Genomic DNA, 18869 nt, shown 5'->3' with positions numbered 1-18869 from the left:
GGTTACCCACGCGTTACTCACCCGTCCGCCGCTCTTTACCGAAGTAAATCGCTCGACTTGCATGTGTTAGGCACGCCGCCAGCGTTCATCCTGAGCCAGGATCAAACTCTCAAATAAAAGTTGATGGGCTCAGATACTGTTATATATCTGGCTTTGTTTGGTTGTTTCGAATAATCCTTATAAAGAATTAATTTTATAAATTAACCTACTGTTTAATTTTCAAAGTTCATTTTTTCGACTCATTTATCTTACCAAGTTTTTCCTTCTTAGTCAAGACTTTTTTCATCTTTTTTCTTTCATGTTTTCCTTTTCTCAAGGACAAGTAATACTATACCATCTTATTTTAATATGGTCAATACTTTTTTTAAAATTATTTTGCTATTTTATTACTGTAAATATGATTATTGTTTTTAAACCTTGTATTTCCAATGTTTTTAGTTTTACCTTTTTTATTAGATTTACTCACTTTTATTACATCTTTACATAAATAAACCATTATTTCTAGCACCAAAAAACTTACACATATATAACATAACCAGTTAATAATTTGAAACATCCAGATCCCCCCACTTATACTTTTTTATTTTATTCTAACTAGATATTCCTTTTTCCTTTATAAAAATTTCTTCTTATATACCTATAATATTTTATTATTTATCAAGTTAAAGTATATAATACCATTTTTAACTATTATTTTTATTAATAATTCTTTATTCATGATAATTATTTTCATTTTATTTATAAAAAAAATCCATATATCTTAACGATACACGGATTTTTTTTATATAAAAGTTATTCTTCATCAGATTTTTTGTTAGTTTCTATTGGTTTCATAGTAGGGAATAATAATACATCTCTTATAGTAGTAGAGTTAGTTAGTAACATTATAGTTCTATCTATTCCTATTCCTAATCCACCAGTAGGAGGTAAACCTACTTCTAGTGCATTTATGAAGTCTTCATCCATATCACAAGCTTCATCATCACCTAATTCTTTCTTTCTTAATTGATCCATAAATCTCCCTTTTTGGTCAATTGGATCATTTAATTCAGAGAATGCATTTCCTAATTCCCATCCATTTGCGAAAGCTTCGAATCTATCTGTTCTTCTTGGATCATCTACACTTCTCTTCGCAAGAGGTGAAATTTCAACTGGATGATGAGTTATAAATGTAGGTTGTATTAATTTATCTTCTCCAAATTCTTCAAAGAAAGCATTTATAACTTCTCCTCTTCTCATACCTGGAGTTATCTCTATACCTTTTTCTTTAGCAATTGCTAAAGCTTCTTCATCTGTATTTATAGTAGAGAAGTCTACACCTGCATATTGCTTAACACACTCTTCCATAGTCATTCTCTTCCACGGAGGAGTAAAGTCTATTTCAGTACCTTGATAATTTACTACCATGCTTCCTGTAGCAACTTCTGCCATATGAGATATAAGATTTTCTGTTATATCCATCATATCTGTATAATCAGCATATGCTTGATATAACTCCATAGCTGTATATTCCGGGTTATGCTTTACAGACATACCTTCATTTCTAAACATTCTACCCATTTCATATACTTTATCAAACCCACCAACTATTAACCTCTTTAAGTATAATTCGTTAGCAATTCTTAAGTACATTGGTATATCTAGCGTATTATGATGAGTTATGAATGGTCTAGCATTTGCCCCACCTGCTATAGTGTTTAAAATAGGTGTTTCAACTTCTAAGAAACCTCTTTCATCTAAGAATGATCTTAACGCTTTAAGAGCTTTTGTTCTTATTAAGAAAGCATTTTTAACTTCTGGATTAACTATTAAATCAACATATCTTTGTCTGTATCTTAAATCTTGATCTTTTAATCCGTGATACTTTTCTGGTAATATTTGAAGAGATTTTGTTAATAAAACTACATTATTAGCTTTTACAGATATCTCTTCTTTTTTAGTTTTAAATACTTCACCTTCAAGACCTATTATGTCTCCTATATCATATGTAGAGAATATTGAATACTCTTCTTCTCCAATTCTATCTAATCTAACATAACATTGAATTCTACCTTCTTGATCTTGTAAGTCTATAAATCCAGCTTTCCCTTGGATTCTTTTGCTCATTATACGACCAGCTATTTTAACTATTTTTCCTTCCATTTCATCGAAGTTGTTTTTTATAGCCATAGAATTACTTGTTCTATCGTATCTACTTTGGTGGAAAGGGTCTCTTCCCATCTCTTGTAGCTTAGCTAATTTATCCCTTCTTACTTGAAGAACTTCACTAAGATCTTCAACTAGTTCATTTTGTTGATCTTTATTCATTTTTCTTCCTCCAGATTATCTTCTTATTTCTAGTATTTTGAACTTCGCTGTTCCATCTGGAACTTGAACATCTACTTCATCTCCTACAGTTCTTCCTAAAAGAGCTTTTCCAACTGGAGACTCATTTGATATTTTACCATCATATGGATCTGCCTCTGCAGAACCCACTATTGTATATTCCACTTCTTCATCAAACTCTACATCATTAACTTTTACTATAGAACCTATAGTAACCACATTAACGTCTATTTGACTTTCATCTATGATAACAGCTCTTCTTATCATATTTTCAAGTTTCATTATTCTTTCTTCTACTTGAGCTTGTTCATTTTTAGCTTCATCGTACTCAGCATTTTCAGATAAATCTCCAAAAGATATAGCTACCTTTATTCTTTCAGCAACTTCTTTTCTTCTAACTGTCTTCAGTAATTCAACTTCTTCTTCTAACTTGTCATAACCTTCTTGAGTTAAAAGTATTTCATTTTTTTGTTCCATAACCCCACAACTCCTTTGTAAAATTAAGAATTTCCATATATTTTAAAATTCTTTATATCTATTTTATTATGCGGTATATTATAAGTCACTATTATACTAATGTCAAGGCATCTTCCATGTACTCATTAAGCCTACTTACAACTTCTTCATAACTAGTTATTTTGTTAATTTCATCTCTTACTTTAGCTGACCCTTTAAGTCCTTTTAAATACCATGCTATATGTTTTCTCATCTCTCTAACAGCCACATATTCTCCATGTTCTCTTACTGCAAGATTTAAATGTTTTACAGCTGTATTTATTTTCTCTTCTAAAGTTGGCTCCGGTAGTATCTCACCAGTCTCCATATAATGATTTATTCTTTTAAATATCCATGGGTTACCTTGAGCACCTCTACCTATCATTATAGCATCACAACCTGTTTTGTCTAACATATTTCTTGCATCTTCTACTGTGAATACATCCCCATTTCCTATTACAGGTATATTTATTGCATTCTTTATTTCAGCTATTATATCCCAATCAGCTTTTCCTGAGTAGTATTGTTCTCTAGTTCTTCCATGTATAGCTAATGCACTTATACCACTCGCTTCTGCTATCTTCGCTATTTCTACAGCATTAACACTATTGTCATCCCAACCTTTTCTTATTTTTAAAGTTACTGGCTTCGTTGAATTTTTCACTACTGATTTTAATACTTCTTCTGCAAGTTTAGGATTTCTCATTAAAGCTGATCCATCTCCATTTTTAACAACCTTAGGAGCAGGGCATCCCATATTTATATCAAGTATTTCATTTGGATATGCATTCATTATTTCTGCTGCTCTTCCCATAAATTCCGGATCTGATCCAAATATTTGAACTGCAACTGGATGTTCTTCATCTTCTATCTTTAACATTTTTTTAGTATTTTCATCGTCATAACATAGAGCTTTTCCATTTATCATCTCTGTGTATAGCATACCACAATTTTGTTCTTTACATATTAACCTAAAAGGAAGGTCTGTAACGCCTGCCATAGGTGATAAGAATACTTTGTTTTTTAACTCGACATTCCCTATTTTCATTATGTTTCTCCTCACTCTGATATATTATTATTAATTTAAATAATCTTTTTATCTATTTTTATAAATATTAAATAATTACCACAAACTATATTATTATAAACTTGTCAATTATACCATTTTTATTTTAAATTTTGTTCATTAATTAAAACTAATATACCTCTTAGCTTATGACAACTATTTATTCAAATAAGTATATCTACTTTATCACAAAAAAGGAACTGGATTTCTTCTCCAATTCCTCTTTAATCTATTCTTTATTTTTTTCGTATATAACCTTTAATCCTTCTAAAGTTAAAAACTTATCTACATTATCTATGCTATCAGTTTCAGAAGCTATAAGATTAGCAAGTCCACCCGTAGCTACAACCTTAATACCTTCACAATTCAATTCATGTTTCATCATAGATATTATTTTATCTACTAAACCTACATAACCATATATTATTCCAGACTGCATTGCAGTAACTGTAGATTTACAAATTGTTGTTCCAGGCTTTAGTAACTCGACTCTTGGTAACTTAGATGCTCTTTGGAATAAAGCTTCACTAGATATTTTTATACCCGGAGCAATTGTTCCCCCTAGGTATTCACCTCTTTCAGATATAGCACAAAATGTTGTTGCTGTTCCAAAATCAACTAATATCAATGGGTACCCATACTTCTCTATACCCGCAACAGCATTTACAATTCTATCCGCCCCAACTTGTTTCGGATTATCATATTTTATATTTAAACCAGTTTTTATTCCTGGCCCTACTATTAATGGTTGCTTTTTACAATATTTAATACAAAAGTTTTCAAGAGAATGCATTACATTTGGCACAACCGATGATATTATAACATCCTTTATTTCACTCATCTCTATATCTTCATATTTAAATAAGCTACTTATTAATATTCCATATTCATCAGAAGTTTTTTCTTTATCTGTGTTTATTCTCCAATCCTTGATTAATTCATTATCTTTGTATATACCTAATACCATATTTGTATTTCCAACGTCGAATACTAAAAGCATTTATGTTAACCTTCTTTCTATTTTTTACTTTTCTTTAGTACAGCAACTACAGCTGATACAACTAAAGCCCCACCCAAGGCTTCTGCTATACCATTCGTTGTTGCCACTCCTATTAAAAGCGCTTTTGCTGCACCTGGGCTTTTCTCTAATGCCACTGCATATTCTGCAGCATAAAGAACATATATCATACTTAAAACACCTACTGTATTGATTATAGACGCTAATGCACCAGATATACAACCAGCTACATATGTGTTTTTTATTAATTTCATAGACATTTTAAATGAATAGTATGCAACTACTCCTATTAGAACTCTTGGTAATACCGACACCAATGGATTCATAAATACAAAACCAGTAGGTCCTGCTAGACCCATTAAAGCTCTAAACATACTAGTTATACCAAATATAAACCCTATACTTGCACCTGCTATGGGACCTTCCATAATCCCACCAATTATTACTGGTATACACATTGTAGTTATGGCTATAGGTCCTATCTGTATATACCCTACTTGAGGAATCATCGATAGCATAATCGATATTGCTGAAAGTAAACTTATTATAGTCATCCTTTTGACATTTACTTTCTTTCTTGTTGCTACTTGTGAATTCACCATAAAAATACACCTCCGTTCCAGCTCATAAAGATGCCGGACTTCTAAATTTTATTAAGTTTGTTTTGTTACACATACATTTTTGATATTAGTCAGGCTCCTGAAATTAGGATGCCAGCTGTAACACAAATAATTTTATCAATAGGGTATATTCTTGTCAACTAAACTTGTAATATCGGAATATTTTTATATGATAATATATTTTTTACATCTGAAGCATTTTTTATAGCATTAATAATACTCTTTTCAACAACTTCAGCTGCTATTGAACCTAATAAGGTTATATCCGTTTCTATCTCACCTGTAGCCATTGTAAATATAGTATCTCCATCATGAGGAGTGTGAATCGGGAATATAGCTTTCGCATATCCATCATGAGCCATCTGAGATATTTTTTTGCATCCAGCTTTATCTAGTTTAGCATTTGTCGCAACAATACCTATAGTTGTATTATCTATACTAAATCCACCTTTATTAATCCCCTGTTTCATAAGTTCGTAACTATTTAGAACTCTAGTCTTAGTGTCATCTAGCACTCCTGCTATTACATTACCATCTTCATATACATCACCAAATGCATTTACAGCAATTAATGCAGATACAACTAGGCCATTTTCTAATTTTATTGAGTAACTTCCTATTCCACCCTTCATTGCGTATTCAGGTCCTTTTATTTTTCCTACTGTAGCCCCGCATCCTGCCCCAAAATTTCCTTGTTTTAAAACAGTATCACTAGCTACTTCACATGCTTTATACCCCATCTTTTTATTAGGCCTACACTTAGGATTTCCTACTGCTAAATCAAATAATACTGCTCCTACTACTATCGGTACTTTAGCAACACTCACATCAAACCCTATATTTTTTTCCTCTAAATACTGACTAACACCACATGTGGATTCAAGTCCAAATGCAGATCCTCCAGAAAGAACTACAGCATGCACCTTTTGAATCATGTTAATTGGATCTAGTAAGTCTGTTTCTCTAGTTCCAGGAGCTGAACCTCTTACATCAACTCCACATACGGCACCTTCTTCGCAAATTACAACAGTGCAACCCGTTAATCCATCTTCATCTTGAACTTGTCCAACTTTTAATCCTTTTACATCCAGTATATTATTATACATATCCATTTTCTCCTCTTACTGAAACTTCACCAGACATAACTTCTTTTATAGCTCCATTAGATTTTTTAACAATTAAATTCCCATCTATATTTATATCTACACATTCTACTAATTCTCTATCATCATTCTTTATAACAAATATATTCTTACCTAAGACTACAGAGTATTTCTTATATGTATCTATTATCTTCTCTCTATTTTCATTTTTTATAAATTCTAAATAATTTTTCTCTAACTCACATAAAATTTCTCTCACAATATCAACCCGAGATAAGTCGTATCCTTCTTTACATAAAGAGGTCGCAATATTTTCTATTTCATTCGGGAAGTTTAAATTTTTTACATTCATACCAATTCCCAATACAATATAGTTTACCCTTTCTATCTCAGCTGATAATTCAGTTAAAATTCCACAAAGCTTTTTACCATTTAAAATTATATCGTTCGGCCACTTAATACCTACACTTACCCCTAGATTATTTAAAGCATTTGCTATACTAGCCCCTGCTATTATAGTCAAAAATGGAGTTCTATAAGGTAATATATTAGGCTTTAGTATTATGCTCATCCATATCCCTTCATAAGCTTTAGAATCCCATATTCTTCCCAATCTTCCCCTTCCTAATGTTTGCTCTTCACTTATTACTACTGTACCATCAACTTCTTCTGATGCAATTTTTTTTGCATAGGTATTTGTTGAATCTATAGTTTCAAAATGGAAAATACTTTTACCTAAAAACTTTGTATTTAACTCATGAGCTATATTCTGTGAACTCAATAAATCTTTCGGTTTCTCCTTTAGTCTATATCCTTTTTTGTTAATAGATTCTATATTATAACCTTCTTCTTTTAACGATTTAATATGTTTCCATACGGCACTTCTAGAAATTCCTAATTGTTTAGATATTTCTTCTCCTGAAATAAATTCTCTATTATTATCTAATATTATATTTATAATTTTTTTTCTCATTGCCACCTCACCGCTCTTATATTTTATATGTAATTATACAACATATGTTTTTACATTCCTATTATTTAAGTTGTATTTTATCAAAAATTGGCTTTGCTCATGTCATAACAGCATGAAAAAGAACCCTATTTCTAGGGTTCCCTCTTATTCTTTATCTTTATAATCTCTTTTCAGCTCAACAACGTTGTCTTCTTTCATATCTTTAGCATCTTTAGGATCTATTTTTCTTACTTCTTCAGTAAGTGCTTCCTCTTTATCATTATACGAAGCTTTTTTATCATCTGAGTTCATATCTACTTCTAAAGATAATTCTTCATCAAATGCTTTAATAAATTGATCTGAGTCTAAAGTTTCATATACTAATAATGCTTTGGCAACATAATCTAACTTACTCATATTTTCTTGTAATATATGTCTACACTCTCTATAAGCTTTATCTACTATACGTCTTACTTCTTTATCTATTTCAGAAGCAACTTCTTCTGAATAATTTCTCTTTGTAGCGAAGCTATTTCCTAAGAATACTTCATCATCAGAGTCTCCAAATACCATAGGCCCAAGTTTTGAACTCATACCGTATTTAGTAACCATAGCTCTAGCAATAGAAGTTACTCTCTCTAAGTCATTAGAAGCACCTGTTGAAATATCTTCTATGACTAATTCTTCAGCTACCCTTCCTCCAAGTGCCATTACTATAGTTTCTTCCATTTCTAGTTTTGTACCATACATTTGATCTTCTTTTGGAAGAGGTTCTGTAAATCCACCAGCTCTACCTCTTGGTATTATCGTTACTTGATGCACTGGACTTACATGATTAAGTACATGCATACAAATCGCATGACCAGCTTCATGGTAAGCTGTAAGTTTTCTATCTTTTTCACTTATAACTCTAGATTTCTTAGCTACACCAACCATAACCTTTGTTATAGCTTCCTCTATAGTTTCCATGTGTATTTTTTTATCTCTTCTTCTAGCTGTTAATATTGCAGCTTCATTCATTATATTTTCTATATCTGCAGGAGTAAATCCTGGAGTTCTTCTTGCTAAAACATCTGGCTTAACATCTTCAGCTAAAGGTTTATTCTTAGAGTGAACTTTAAATATTGCTTCTCTTCCCTTAACATCTGGAGCACCAACAACTATCTCTCTATCAAATCTACCTGGTCTTAATAATGCTGGATCTAGTATGTCTGGTCTATTTGTTGCAGCCATTATTATAATTCCTTGGTTAACACCAAATCCATCCATCTCTACTAGTAACTGATTCAGAGTTTGTTCTCTTTCATCATGTCCTCCACCAAGACCTGCACCTCTTTTTCTACCTACAGCGTCTATTTCATCTATAAATATGATAGCTGGTGCATTTTTCTTAGCTTGTTCAAACAAGTCTCTAACTCTTGAGGCACCTACCCCAACAAACATTTCAACGAAGTCTGAACCACTTATACTAAAGAATGGTACGCCAGCTTCTCCAGCCACTGCTCTTGATAAATAAGTTTTACCTGTCCCTGGAGGTCCTACCATAAGTATACCCTTAGGTATTCTTGCTCCTAAATCAATATATCTTTTTGGATTTTTTAAGAAATCTACGACTTCTTGCAAATCTTCCTTTTCTTCTGTAAGTCCTGCTACATCTCTAAATGTCACTCTAGTTTTTTCATCATCTTTATGCACCTTAGCTTTTGACTTGCCAAAGCTCATAACTTTTCCGCCTCCACCTTGAGACTGATTCATAAATACAAACCAAAGTATTAACATAAGGAATATTAAAATTATAGTTGGTAGCATATCTATAAACCAAGGTGTCGATGGTTTTGCTTCTCCTCCAACAACTAATTTCCCATCCATTGCTTGATCTAATACTTCATCAGCAAATTTATTCCCCATTACTTCCTTAGGTATGTAAGATGTAAATTTTTTCTTTGTATTCTTAATAACCCCTTCTACTGCAGTATCACTTATAAAGTGTATACTTGATATATTTCCGTCTGTAAGCTCCTGATAAACTTTAGAAAACTCTAATTTATCCACTTGCTCTGTTGGATTACCTGAAAATTGAACTATCCCTACTATGATTATGAAAATCAGCAGATAGAAACCTGCTCCTTTTAAAAGTTTGTTCAAAAGAAGCCCTCCTTTCATACGTTGTTTTTATTCTATAATTTCTTAAAGCTTACCTTTAAGACTTCTTTTGTTTCTGCATCAACTTTGTAATTTTCACTGTTTCTAAAATTGCCAACACTTAATATTCCTTGCTCATCGGCAATAACAGGAACCTTACATCTATCTTCTTTAGGTATTTTTATGTCAATAAATAAATCTTTAATTTTTTTACTTCCTCCAGAAAGTTTTATTTTATCTCCTGATCTTCTGTTCCTTACAACTATACCCCCTTTTATCTTATTGAAATCAAACCACTTACATGATTTATCTGATTTACTTCTTTTATATTTGTCTATACTTACTACCTGTGTTTCGATAACTGTACCTATTTCTTTGACTTTAATAAATCCATTACTAGGTATATTATAGCAAAAATCTATTTCTTCAATAACTATTTCTTTATTGGTTAATATTATGCTATCTTTTTTCCTATATACATATATACCTCTAGGCAGATTTATTACCTTATCAATTTTAGATTCATCCTCTAGTTCTATAATATCATCTATATGTCTTTGGTCTATAAAGTTAGTATCTCCTAGTATGTGTTTAATCGAATTCCTTAAGATCCTTACTTTCATTGAATTATGTAAATTAATATAAGACTTTAAGTTAAGCTCTACACTATCACTGTTTATATTAGACACTTCTTTGAATTTAATTAAAGCTTCACTTTCAATATAATCATTGTCACTTCTTAAGCTATTTCCCATCCTTACTATAGATTCTATTATATTAGAGTTAAAATTATCCTTCATATACGGTATAAGTTCTAACCTAATTTTATTTCTAGTATAGATACTTTCTAAATTTGTTTTATCTATTCTAGGATTTAACTTATTTTGTTTACAATATTCTTCTATATCATTTCTCTCAATATCTAAAATAGGTCTAATTATAACACCATCTCTAATATATTCTATTCCCTTTAGACCTTGAAGACCAGTACCTCTCATCATACGCATTAAAATAGTTTCAGCTTGATCATTTAAGTTATGACCTATCGCTATTTTATTAGCTCTAGTATTATTTTTTATCTCATAGAACATTTCATATCTAAGCTTTCTTGCTCCTTCTTCTATTGATACACCATTTTTTTCACAGTATTCTGGAACATTTATAGACTTTATAAAGAAAGTAATTCCCATCTCTTCACAAAGTTTAGAAATATAAAAAGCATCTTTTTGAGCTTCTATTCCTCTTATTTGATGATTTAAGTGAGCTGCGTAAATTTCTAAGTCCAATTCCTCTTTTAGTCTACTTAAAATATGTAATAAACAAACAGAATCTGGTCCACCTGATAGACCAACTACAATCTTATCACCCTTTTGTATTAATTCATGTTTATTGATAGTACTTAGTACTTTTTCAAATATCATAATTATCCCTCATTACTATTTTTATTAACATTTACTATAGTTTCTATAAAAAAACTATAAACCCTTGTATCAATTTTAATTATGGATATAAAAGTTTATATAGATATAATAATACCAAATAAATTAAATAAAAGGTAGTATTTTAACTACCTTTATAAAATTTGTATTCATTATATTAATATCCGTATTATATTTCGACATTTATCCCTATTTTATTTCTTCCATTGAATATATCATTAACTTTTATATCATAATCTAAATCAATTTTAATAGGTTTACTATCATCTACATTTATATCTAAATATCTTGTATAAGTCTCTATATTAAATAAACCATATGGTGTTCTATATTTCGTAGTATGAGTTTTACCTTGTTCAAAAACCATCGTAGAGTTACTTCCTCCAAATCTTTTTATTGTTATCTCTTTTTCTGAGATCTTCATACTTGTAGTAACTTCTACTCCTTCATGATTTTCTTTATACATCAAATAAACATCGTTATTTTTTTTGTGTAATGTTCCTATTGTGCTTATATTGATAGTATCTATCTTACTATGTTCATCATACTGAATAGTGCTTATATTGATTTTTACATCCATAGTAAATTCTCCTTCTAAAAATATAAACTTTAGATATTATTATATCTAAAGTTTATATAATTTAATCATTTAGTATTTTTGTATTTCTATTTTCTTAACATCATCCATGTCTCTTTTTAAAAATTGTTGTCCTATACTAGCGAATTTTTCTGGTATATCGGACACATAATACTCATAAATTGGATTATCTTTGTTCACAGTTCTAAGTATATCTTGTTTTCCTAATATATCATATAAATCTTTCGCTGTTTCTTTAGCTGGGTTCACTAATTTTATTTCCTCTCCAACAACTTTTCCTATAGTTCTTTTTAATATTGGATAATGTGTACATCCTAAAACTAAAGAATCTATTCCTTGATCCAACAATTCTTTCAGATATTCCTTAGCTGTCAAATACGCTACTTCTGTATTTGCCCAACCTTCTTCTGTTATCGGAACAAATAAAGGACATGCCTTTGATACAATTTTAATATCTTTATCTAACTTCTCTATTTCTACATTATAAGATTTTGAACTTATGGTACCTTCAGTCCCTATTACTCCTACAATCTTATTTTTTGTAGAGTATGCAGCAGTCCTTGCTCCTGCTTCTATTACACCTATTATAGGTATATTATATTTTGATTGTGCTTCTTTTAAGCTTCTTGCAGTTGCTGTATTACATGCTATAACAATAGCTTTTACATTTTTAGACATTAAAAAGTTTATAGCCTGAAAAGTATATTTTATTATAGCTTCCTTAGACCTTGGCCCATATGGAACTCTCGCTGTATCTCCAAAATATACTATATTTTCATTAGGTAAAACTTTTATAATCTCTTTTAAAACAGTTAATCCACCTAAACCTGAGTCAAATACACCTATAGGTCTATTATCCATATTAACACCTACTTTACTTTTTTGTATCTAATGCTAACTCTATAAGTTTATCTATAAGATTAGAATATTCTAATCCTGTAGCTTCCCACATTTTAGGATACATACTTATATTTGTAAACCCTGGTAATGTATTTATCTCATTTATAAATATTTCACCTGAATATTTATCTATAAAGAAGTCTACCCTTGAAAGTCCTTTTCCATCTAAAGATTTAAATGCTTTTATCGCCATAGTTCTTATTTTTTCCATATCAGCTTCACTTATTTTAGCTGGTATATCATATGTTGATGCACCATTAATGTACTTATCTTCATAATCATAGAAGTCCTTAGCTGGTTTAATTTCACCTGCTATAGAAGCCTTAACTTCATCATTACCTAATACTGCAACTTCTATTTCTCTTGCATCTATACCTTGCTCTAAAACTATTCTAGAGTCATATATTAAGGCTTCATTTATCCCCGATAAAAGCTCTTCTCTGTTTGTAACTTTAGAAATACCTACGCTTGAACCTAAATTAGCAGGCTTTACAAATATAGGGTAATTTAATTTACTTTCTATTTCATTCAGCTCTTCTTCTTGATTTTGTCTAAATGTCCATCTATTTGTAGAGCAATAATTAACTTGTGGTAAGCCAATTTCTGAATATATAGTCTTACAGATAAGCTTATCCATACCTGTACTTGAAGCAAGAACCCCACATCCTACATATGGTATTTGGCTTATTTCAAATAAACCTTGTATTGTTCCATCTTCACCATATGGTCCATGTAATACTGGGAAAAGTACATCTATTTTTTGTATGCTTCCATCTTCAAATAATAAACCAACTTCTTTGTTACCCATAGGAACTAAGTTTATTTCTACATTTTTATTTGCTAGTTCAACCCATTTTCCATTCTTTATATTTTCTGCATTTCCATCATAATATAACCATGTTCCTTCTTTAGTTATACCTATAGTAAAAACATTATATTTATCTTTGTTTATATTTTCATATATAGAAGCAGCTGATGATAATGAAACCTCATGCTCTCCTGATTTTCCACCAAATATTAAAGCTACATTAAGTTTATTCATATTTTTTGTCCCTTCTATTTAAGAATTATATTATTAATTTTTTATTATATTCATTTTCTTATCTAAGTGATTATTATAGTGTATTTTTGCAAAAAAATAAAGAAGCTTAGCTTCTTTATTTTTATTATATATTAGTCTTATTTAGCAAAAACGTGATTACCTATCCTCATGTGAGGATTTAGTGTCTGTATCCATTTACATGTAGAAATTTTGGGATTCCAGAAATATACAGCCTTTTCAGTCGGATCCGATCCATATAGAGCGTCTTGTGCTGCTTTATATGCCTCATCTGTTGGGTTCATGTTTATAGTTCCATTTTTTACAACAGAAAAAGCATTTTTTTGATATATAACATCTTCTATAGAGTTAGGAAATCTAGAATCTTTTACTCTATTAATTACCACGGCTGCCACTGCAACTTGACCTTCATAGCTCTCACCTCTAGCTTCACTAGTTACTAGTTTTGACAATAGTAATATTTCTTCACTAGTTAAGTTTATTACAGCTTTTCTTTCTTCCTTTGAATTTGTTTTAACTGCTGGTACTGGCTTATCTTCCAAATCGTTGCCTTCTGCTAAAACATTATTCGAAGGAACAATTACACTTATAAAAACTAGCAGAGACACTATAAATTTATAGCACCTATCCATGGTTGAATTCACTCCTTTTTAATTGATAATTAGAATATGTCTTTTACTACTTCAACTATTTTAAATTTAAATTTAACAACATTTCCTTCTTCTTTGTTTTTAGTTGTAATCAACTTATATTCTTCCTCATCTAATACAGATTGTAACTTATCATCTGTAGACTTATCGATTACTCCATTTTCTTCATCTACAAAACATAGTGGAGGAAACATAACGCACCACCAATTTTTCCCTTTTCCTTCACCTATTACCACCTTTAAAGCCTTATACTCTCCTGCAGGTAGTACTACATTAGAATATTGCTTTGTTGGAAAATTACTATATTCTATACCTACTTTTACATCATAATCATATCCATTATCTAAAATAGTTTCTCTACTTATTTCTTGTAAATTATCATACTCATTAGTTATAATTTTTTCACTTTCCTCTATGCTACTTGAATTTTCTAACTTTGGTTGTAGATAACTTATAACTTTATCTCTTACCTTTAGTTTTAATTCTTGATCTTCTTCTGTATCACTATTTGCTATAACATGAAATCTTATTAATTTTTCTTTATAACTTTCACTAATATTATCTATCTTATCAGCTTCACTTTTTATAGATATAGACATTATCGAAATAATGGCTATTAAACTTAAAATTAGAATTACCAATCTAGCTTTTATTATTCTCACTTTCATTATTTTTATCCCCCTAAATATTTTTCTAATTTGAGTATCTCCAATTTTTAATTATTTATTCAATTAAAAATTTACTTTTTATATAGCTAGATAGTATTTAAGATCAATAAAAATAAAATTTATTGCAATAAAAAAAGAAGGTTTCCCTTCTCTATAAACCTTTATGACTTACAGCTTTATCTATCATAAATTGCTCTGCTTTTTCTATATGTTCTGTAGCATATTTTTTTGCTAATTCACAATCTCCTTTTTCAATAGCTGATAATATATTTTTATGTTCCTCAACTATACTTAGAGATGAATCATAATCAGATATATATGTTACTCTAAATCTATAAACTTGCTCCCATAAAGAATTTATTACTTGAGTTAATTTTTTATTATTTGCTGCCTTAAATATACATTCATGAAATTCGACATCTTTTTTTAATAAAGTTTCAATATCTGCATTTATTGTACTTTCTTTAAATTCTTCAGCTATTTTTTTTAATCTTTTTAAGTCTATATCACTTATTCTTTCTGCTGCTAGAGATGCAGATAATCCTTCTAAGCTAGCTCTCACTTCAAGTACATCTATTACATCTTTTAAAGACATATTTGCCACATATGCACCCTTTCTAGGTAGCATAACAACTAGACCTTCTAACTCTAGCTTCCTTATGGCTTCTCTAACTGGTGTTCTACTTACACCTAATTGTTCTGCAAGCTGTACTTCCATTAATCTTTGACCTGGTTTTAATTTGCCTTCTAATATAGCTTCTCTTAAATTTTCAAATACTACATCCCTTAATGGCTTATAATCATCTAAATTTAATTTAGTTAAATTATCCATTAATTTCAACTCCTTTCTCACTACTCTTTACCACATAAACTTGTTTATATTTTTTTAATAACTCTCTTTTCCCTTTTAAAGCATCTTCTTCATTTTTATAAAGTCCAAATACAGTTGGTCCACTCCCACTCATCATAGATCCTAATGCTTTATTTTTATTCATAATCTTTTCAATATCACTTATCTCTTTATGTTTTTTACTAGTTACCGTTTCAAGAACATTCACCATATTTTTAGATAATAATTCTATTTCATTATTTTCTAAGCAGTTTATTAAATACTTGTTATCTGGCTTAATATTAATATTCTTTAAGTCTAATCCCTCGTACACTTCTTTAGTCGACACAAATAATTCAGGTTTACAAACTAATATACTTATATCATCTGGTAACCCCTTAATATATGTAAGTTCCTCTCCTACACCTTGTGCTAAAGCTGCCTTACCTACTATACAAAATGGTACATCTGCTCCTAGTTTAAATCCAAGTTCCTTTAATTCTTTTTCTGATAAATTCAAATTCCAAAGCTTATTAAGCCCCACTAATATCGCTGCTGCATTTGAACTACCTCCAGCCATTCCTGCTGCTATAGGTATATTTTTCTCTATAAAAATCTCTATACCTTTTTTTATATTAAAGTTATCTCTAATTAATTCTGCGGCTTTATAAACTATATTATCTTCATTTAATGGTATGTCTGAAGTATTGCTTTTTATAATTATTTCTTCAGTTTCTAATTCTTTTATTTTAATGATGTCGTACAGGTCTATTGTCTGCATTATCATTTCGACTAAATGATATCCATCCACTCTTTTCCCTAGGACATCTATTGATAAATTTATTTTTGCCCTGCTTTTTAACTCTATAGAATTCATTTTAGCCTCCTTTGTATATCGTATAATGCATTCCCAGTCATAAATATTATACTACAAAAAATAAAATAATAGGGTATTATAACACCCTATTATTTTATTTTTATATAATTTTAGTCTACTAAAACTACTTTTTTCTCTAATATTAAACACTTTCCTGGTTTAAGAGGTTCATCGCATTTTAAATCATTAAGTTCAGCAATTTCTTCTTCTGTTGTATTATATTTTTTAGCTATATTCCAAAGATTATCTCCTTCTTTACATATATATACTATAATACTTGGAGCTTTTGATAAATCGTACTCTCCATGATCCTCTCCCTTAATTATAAAACTTTCAGATTTCTTGTCTATTGCTTCGATAAATCTTTTTACCTTTATAGATATATCTATTTGATCTCTATTTAAATCTGCTTCTATTTTTTCAATACACACTGTATTAAATACAGTAGATGTATCTGTTAAGTTATCAATTTCCATATCATGTTCAAAAGGTATTTCTTCACTTATCTTATAAACTAATCTTAAACCTTCAACAGGAACATACAATATATCTAATTTTATTATACCTTGAATTATACTTTTACCATCTTCTACATATGAATTTTCAATAGATATTGACGGACAAACACTTACAATATCTTTTATTTGTATATCTTCATTATCATTTTTTATTGTCTCTCTAACCACAAAACTTTCAGTGTCGCTTAACAATACTTTATTTAGTTCTATTAATCGGTGATCAAACTTAATTATTTTTTGTGGAGAATAAGCATCTTGTAATACTTCTCTTGTCACTTCATCTGTAACTTTAACCTTACTACTAATTGTACAATCAACCTCTAGTATACCTGTGTTACTTTCATTGTTTTGTTTAAATATATAATTAAAATCTCCTATTGATAGCAATGTTTCTTCTATCATACCATCACAAACACCAGGAACTTCTATAAATTGAGTAAAATCAATATCTACTCTGTCCAATTCAACAAGATCTCCATCATAAGTACAAGCAAGTGGATTTATATTTAATACTCCTCCTATAATGACTTTATTGTCACTGACTCTACTTTCTTTTATTCTTACATATGGATTTATACTTATAATTGATTGTACTTCCTCTGTATTTATAGTTATAGTATCCCTTATTACACTCTCAGACTTTTCTATACCCACAATATCTTGATAATTAACTTCTTTTCTATGTTTTTGTATCCCTTCTACTTGTGATACATCTTTTACTATATCTAATCTTTGTTTTTCGAATAGACTTCCCTTAATATTTATAAGAGCACCTACTCTAATTTTTCTTTCATTCATTATTGTACAATCTACATGCTCTATTTCTGGATATAACATATATTCCATGTCTTGAGTTATATTATCTTTATCAATAACTTCATTTATGTCTATTTTACCATCTACATTTGATACAGTATTTTTATCATCTGTAATATATATTACATTATAATTAAAGCTTCCTCTGCACACTATCTTTCCATCAGCAACTTCTATTTTTTTGAGAGCTATGTACCCCTCTGTTTTTACTATATCATATACGTCTGATTTTTTGTCTGGCACTACTGCTTCTGATTCTATAAATGTTTGAAATTTTCCAAAGTCAATCCTGTTATCAATTTTTATAACATCTTTTATTAATTCCATAATTTGTCCCCCCTGTTTAAATATATAAGTTATCACATTATATTTATATTTAAAGAACAAAAAAAAAATTACACCTATTTTTAATAGGTATAATTTTAACTTACATTTAACTTATCTTTATCTCTATCTTTATATACTTGTAATTTAACATTTGCTGTCAATAAATCTGAATAGCTATATGATACCCTTGAGTATCCATTTTGACTATCATCTAGCCTTACAACAAAAACACTTGGATAAACTTTTTCAAGTACTCCTCTTCTTGTTATAACTTGTTTTCTCCCCTTGTTAGCCTTTAATATTATCTTCTTTCCTAAATGTCTTTCCAAACTTAGCCTGATCTTATCTAGCGTCTGAACTGTAGCCACAATATCACCTTCTTTTAAACGTTTGTATGTTTACATAATACCATAAAAACAGTATATTGTCAAACGTTTAAACTAATAATTTTATATATTTTTAATAG

At 29.7% G+C, this 18869-nt stretch carries 19 protein-coding genes and 1 rRNA gene; all 20 read right to left on the bottom strand.

Features of this window, described 5'->3' with window-relative positions; all coding sequences use genetic code 11:
• Nucleotides 1–117 (bottom strand): 16S ribosomal RNA (locus H8923_RS16010); the annotation flags it as partial.
• 253 nt (nucleotides 118–370) lie between these two features.
• On the bottom strand, nucleotides 371–556 hold the full coding sequence (locus H8923_RS16005; protein WP_153972860.1) for a hypothetical protein: 186 nt from the start codon (nucleotides 554–556) through the stop codon (nucleotides 371–373).
• Nucleotides 557–792: 236 nt separating this feature from the next.
• Entirely contained in the window at nucleotides 793–2307 is a 1515-nt protein-coding gene (lysS, locus tag H8923_RS16000) for a lysine--tRNA ligase (RefSeq protein ID WP_153972859.1), read from the bottom strand.
• Between the two features lie 15 nt (nucleotides 2308–2322).
• A complete protein-coding gene (gene greA, locus H8923_RS15995) occupies nucleotides 2323–2802 on the bottom strand; it encodes a transcription elongation factor GreA (protein WP_153972858.1) in 480 nt (159 codons plus the stop codon).
• A gap of 91 nt (nucleotides 2803–2893) precedes the next feature.
• On the bottom strand, nucleotides 2894–3868 hold the full coding sequence (gene dusB / locus H8923_RS15990; protein WP_153972857.1) for a tRNA dihydrouridine synthase DusB: 975 nt from the start codon (nucleotides 3866–3868) through the stop codon (nucleotides 2894–2896).
• Between the two features lie 247 nt (nucleotides 3869–4115).
• Entirely contained in the window at nucleotides 4116–4886 is a 771-nt protein-coding gene (locus H8923_RS15985; RefSeq protein WP_153972856.1) for a type III pantothenate kinase, read from the bottom strand.
• Nucleotides 4887–4903: 17 nt separating this feature from the next.
• The gene (locus H8923_RS15980; protein WP_153972855.1) at nucleotides 4904–5506 is read right to left on the bottom strand and encodes an ECF transporter S component; all 603 of its coding nucleotides are present in this window, start codon (nucleotides 5504–5506) and stop codon (nucleotides 4904–4906) included.
• Nucleotides 5507–5664: 158 nt separating this feature from the next.
• Nucleotides 5665–6630 (bottom strand): P1 family peptidase, encoded by a 966-nt coding sequence (locus H8923_RS15975; RefSeq protein WP_153972854.1) that lies wholly within the window; start codon nucleotides 6628–6630, stop codon nucleotides 5665–5667.
• Nucleotides 6623–7600, bottom strand: a complete 978-nt coding sequence (locus tag H8923_RS15970) for a biotin--[acetyl-CoA-carboxylase] ligase (RefSeq protein ID WP_153972853.1) — start codon at nucleotides 7598–7600, stop codon at nucleotides 6623–6625. The genes H8923_RS15975 and H8923_RS15970 overlap by 8 nt, the downstream gene beginning before the upstream one ends.
• Before the next feature lie 144 nt (nucleotides 7601–7744).
• Entirely contained in the window at nucleotides 7745–9724 is a 1980-nt protein-coding gene (gene ftsH / locus H8923_RS15965; protein WP_153972852.1) for an ATP-dependent zinc metalloprotease FtsH, read from the bottom strand.
• A gap of 32 nt (nucleotides 9725–9756) precedes the next feature.
• Nucleotides 9757–11142: a tRNA lysidine(34) synthetase TilS gene (gene tilS, locus H8923_RS15960; protein ID WP_153972851.1), complete on the bottom strand. Its 1386-nt coding sequence runs from the start codon at nucleotides 11140–11142 to the stop codon at nucleotides 9757–9759.
• Between the two features lie 187 nt (nucleotides 11143–11329).
• Nucleotides 11330–11740: a DUF1934 domain-containing protein gene (locus tag H8923_RS15955; RefSeq protein WP_153972850.1), complete on the bottom strand. Its 411-nt coding sequence runs from the start codon at nucleotides 11738–11740 to the stop codon at nucleotides 11330–11332.
• Nucleotides 11741–11809: 69 nt separating this feature from the next.
• Nucleotides 11810–12619: a glutamate racemase gene (murI, locus tag H8923_RS15950; RefSeq protein WP_153972849.1), complete on the bottom strand. Its 810-nt coding sequence runs from the start codon at nucleotides 12617–12619 to the stop codon at nucleotides 11810–11812.
• A 13-nt stretch (nucleotides 12620–12632) separates the two neighbouring features.
• Entirely contained in the window at nucleotides 12633–13700 is a 1068-nt protein-coding gene (locus H8923_RS15945) for a D-alanine--D-alanine ligase family protein (protein ID WP_153972848.1), read from the bottom strand.
• Nucleotides 13701–13837: 137 nt separating this feature from the next.
• Nucleotides 13838–14350: a cell wall hydrolase gene (locus tag H8923_RS15940; RefSeq protein ID WP_153972847.1), complete on the bottom strand. Its 513-nt coding sequence runs from the start codon at nucleotides 14348–14350 to the stop codon at nucleotides 13838–13840.
• A 29-nt stretch (nucleotides 14351–14379) separates the two neighbouring features.
• A complete protein-coding gene (gene spoIIR, locus H8923_RS15935) occupies nucleotides 14380–15036 on the bottom strand; it encodes a stage II sporulation protein R (protein WP_153972846.1) in 657 nt (218 codons plus the stop codon).
• 151 nt (nucleotides 15037–15187) lie between these two features.
• Entirely contained in the window at nucleotides 15188–15868 is a 681-nt protein-coding gene (locus H8923_RS15930; protein WP_153972845.1) for a GntR family transcriptional regulator, read from the bottom strand.
• Entirely contained in the window at nucleotides 15861–16742 is an 882-nt protein-coding gene (gene ispE / locus H8923_RS15925; protein WP_153972844.1) for a 4-(cytidine 5'-diphospho)-2-C-methyl-D-erythritol kinase, read from the bottom strand. Before ispE ends, H8923_RS15930 begins: the two co-directional genes overlap by 8 nt.
• Before the next feature lie 110 nt (nucleotides 16743–16852).
• The gene (locus H8923_RS15920) at nucleotides 16853–18403 is read right to left on the bottom strand and encodes a DUF3794 and LysM peptidoglycan-binding domain-containing protein (protein ID WP_153972843.1); all 1551 of its coding nucleotides are present in this window, start codon (nucleotides 18401–18403) and stop codon (nucleotides 16853–16855) included.
• A 95-nt stretch (nucleotides 18404–18498) separates the two neighbouring features.
• A complete protein-coding gene (locus H8923_RS15915) occupies nucleotides 18499–18771 on the bottom strand; it encodes a Veg family protein (RefSeq protein ID WP_187127985.1) in 273 nt (90 codons plus the stop codon).
• Nucleotides 18772–18869 lie beyond the last annotated feature (98 nt).

It is taken from the genome of Romboutsia faecis, from assembly GCF_014323405.1.
Taxonomy (GTDB): domain Bacteria; phylum Bacillota; class Clostridia; order Peptostreptococcales; family Peptostreptococcaceae; genus Romboutsia_E; species Romboutsia_E faecis.
Note: the sequence above shows the minus strand (reverse complement) of the source record. Positions and strands in the feature narration are given on the sequence as shown.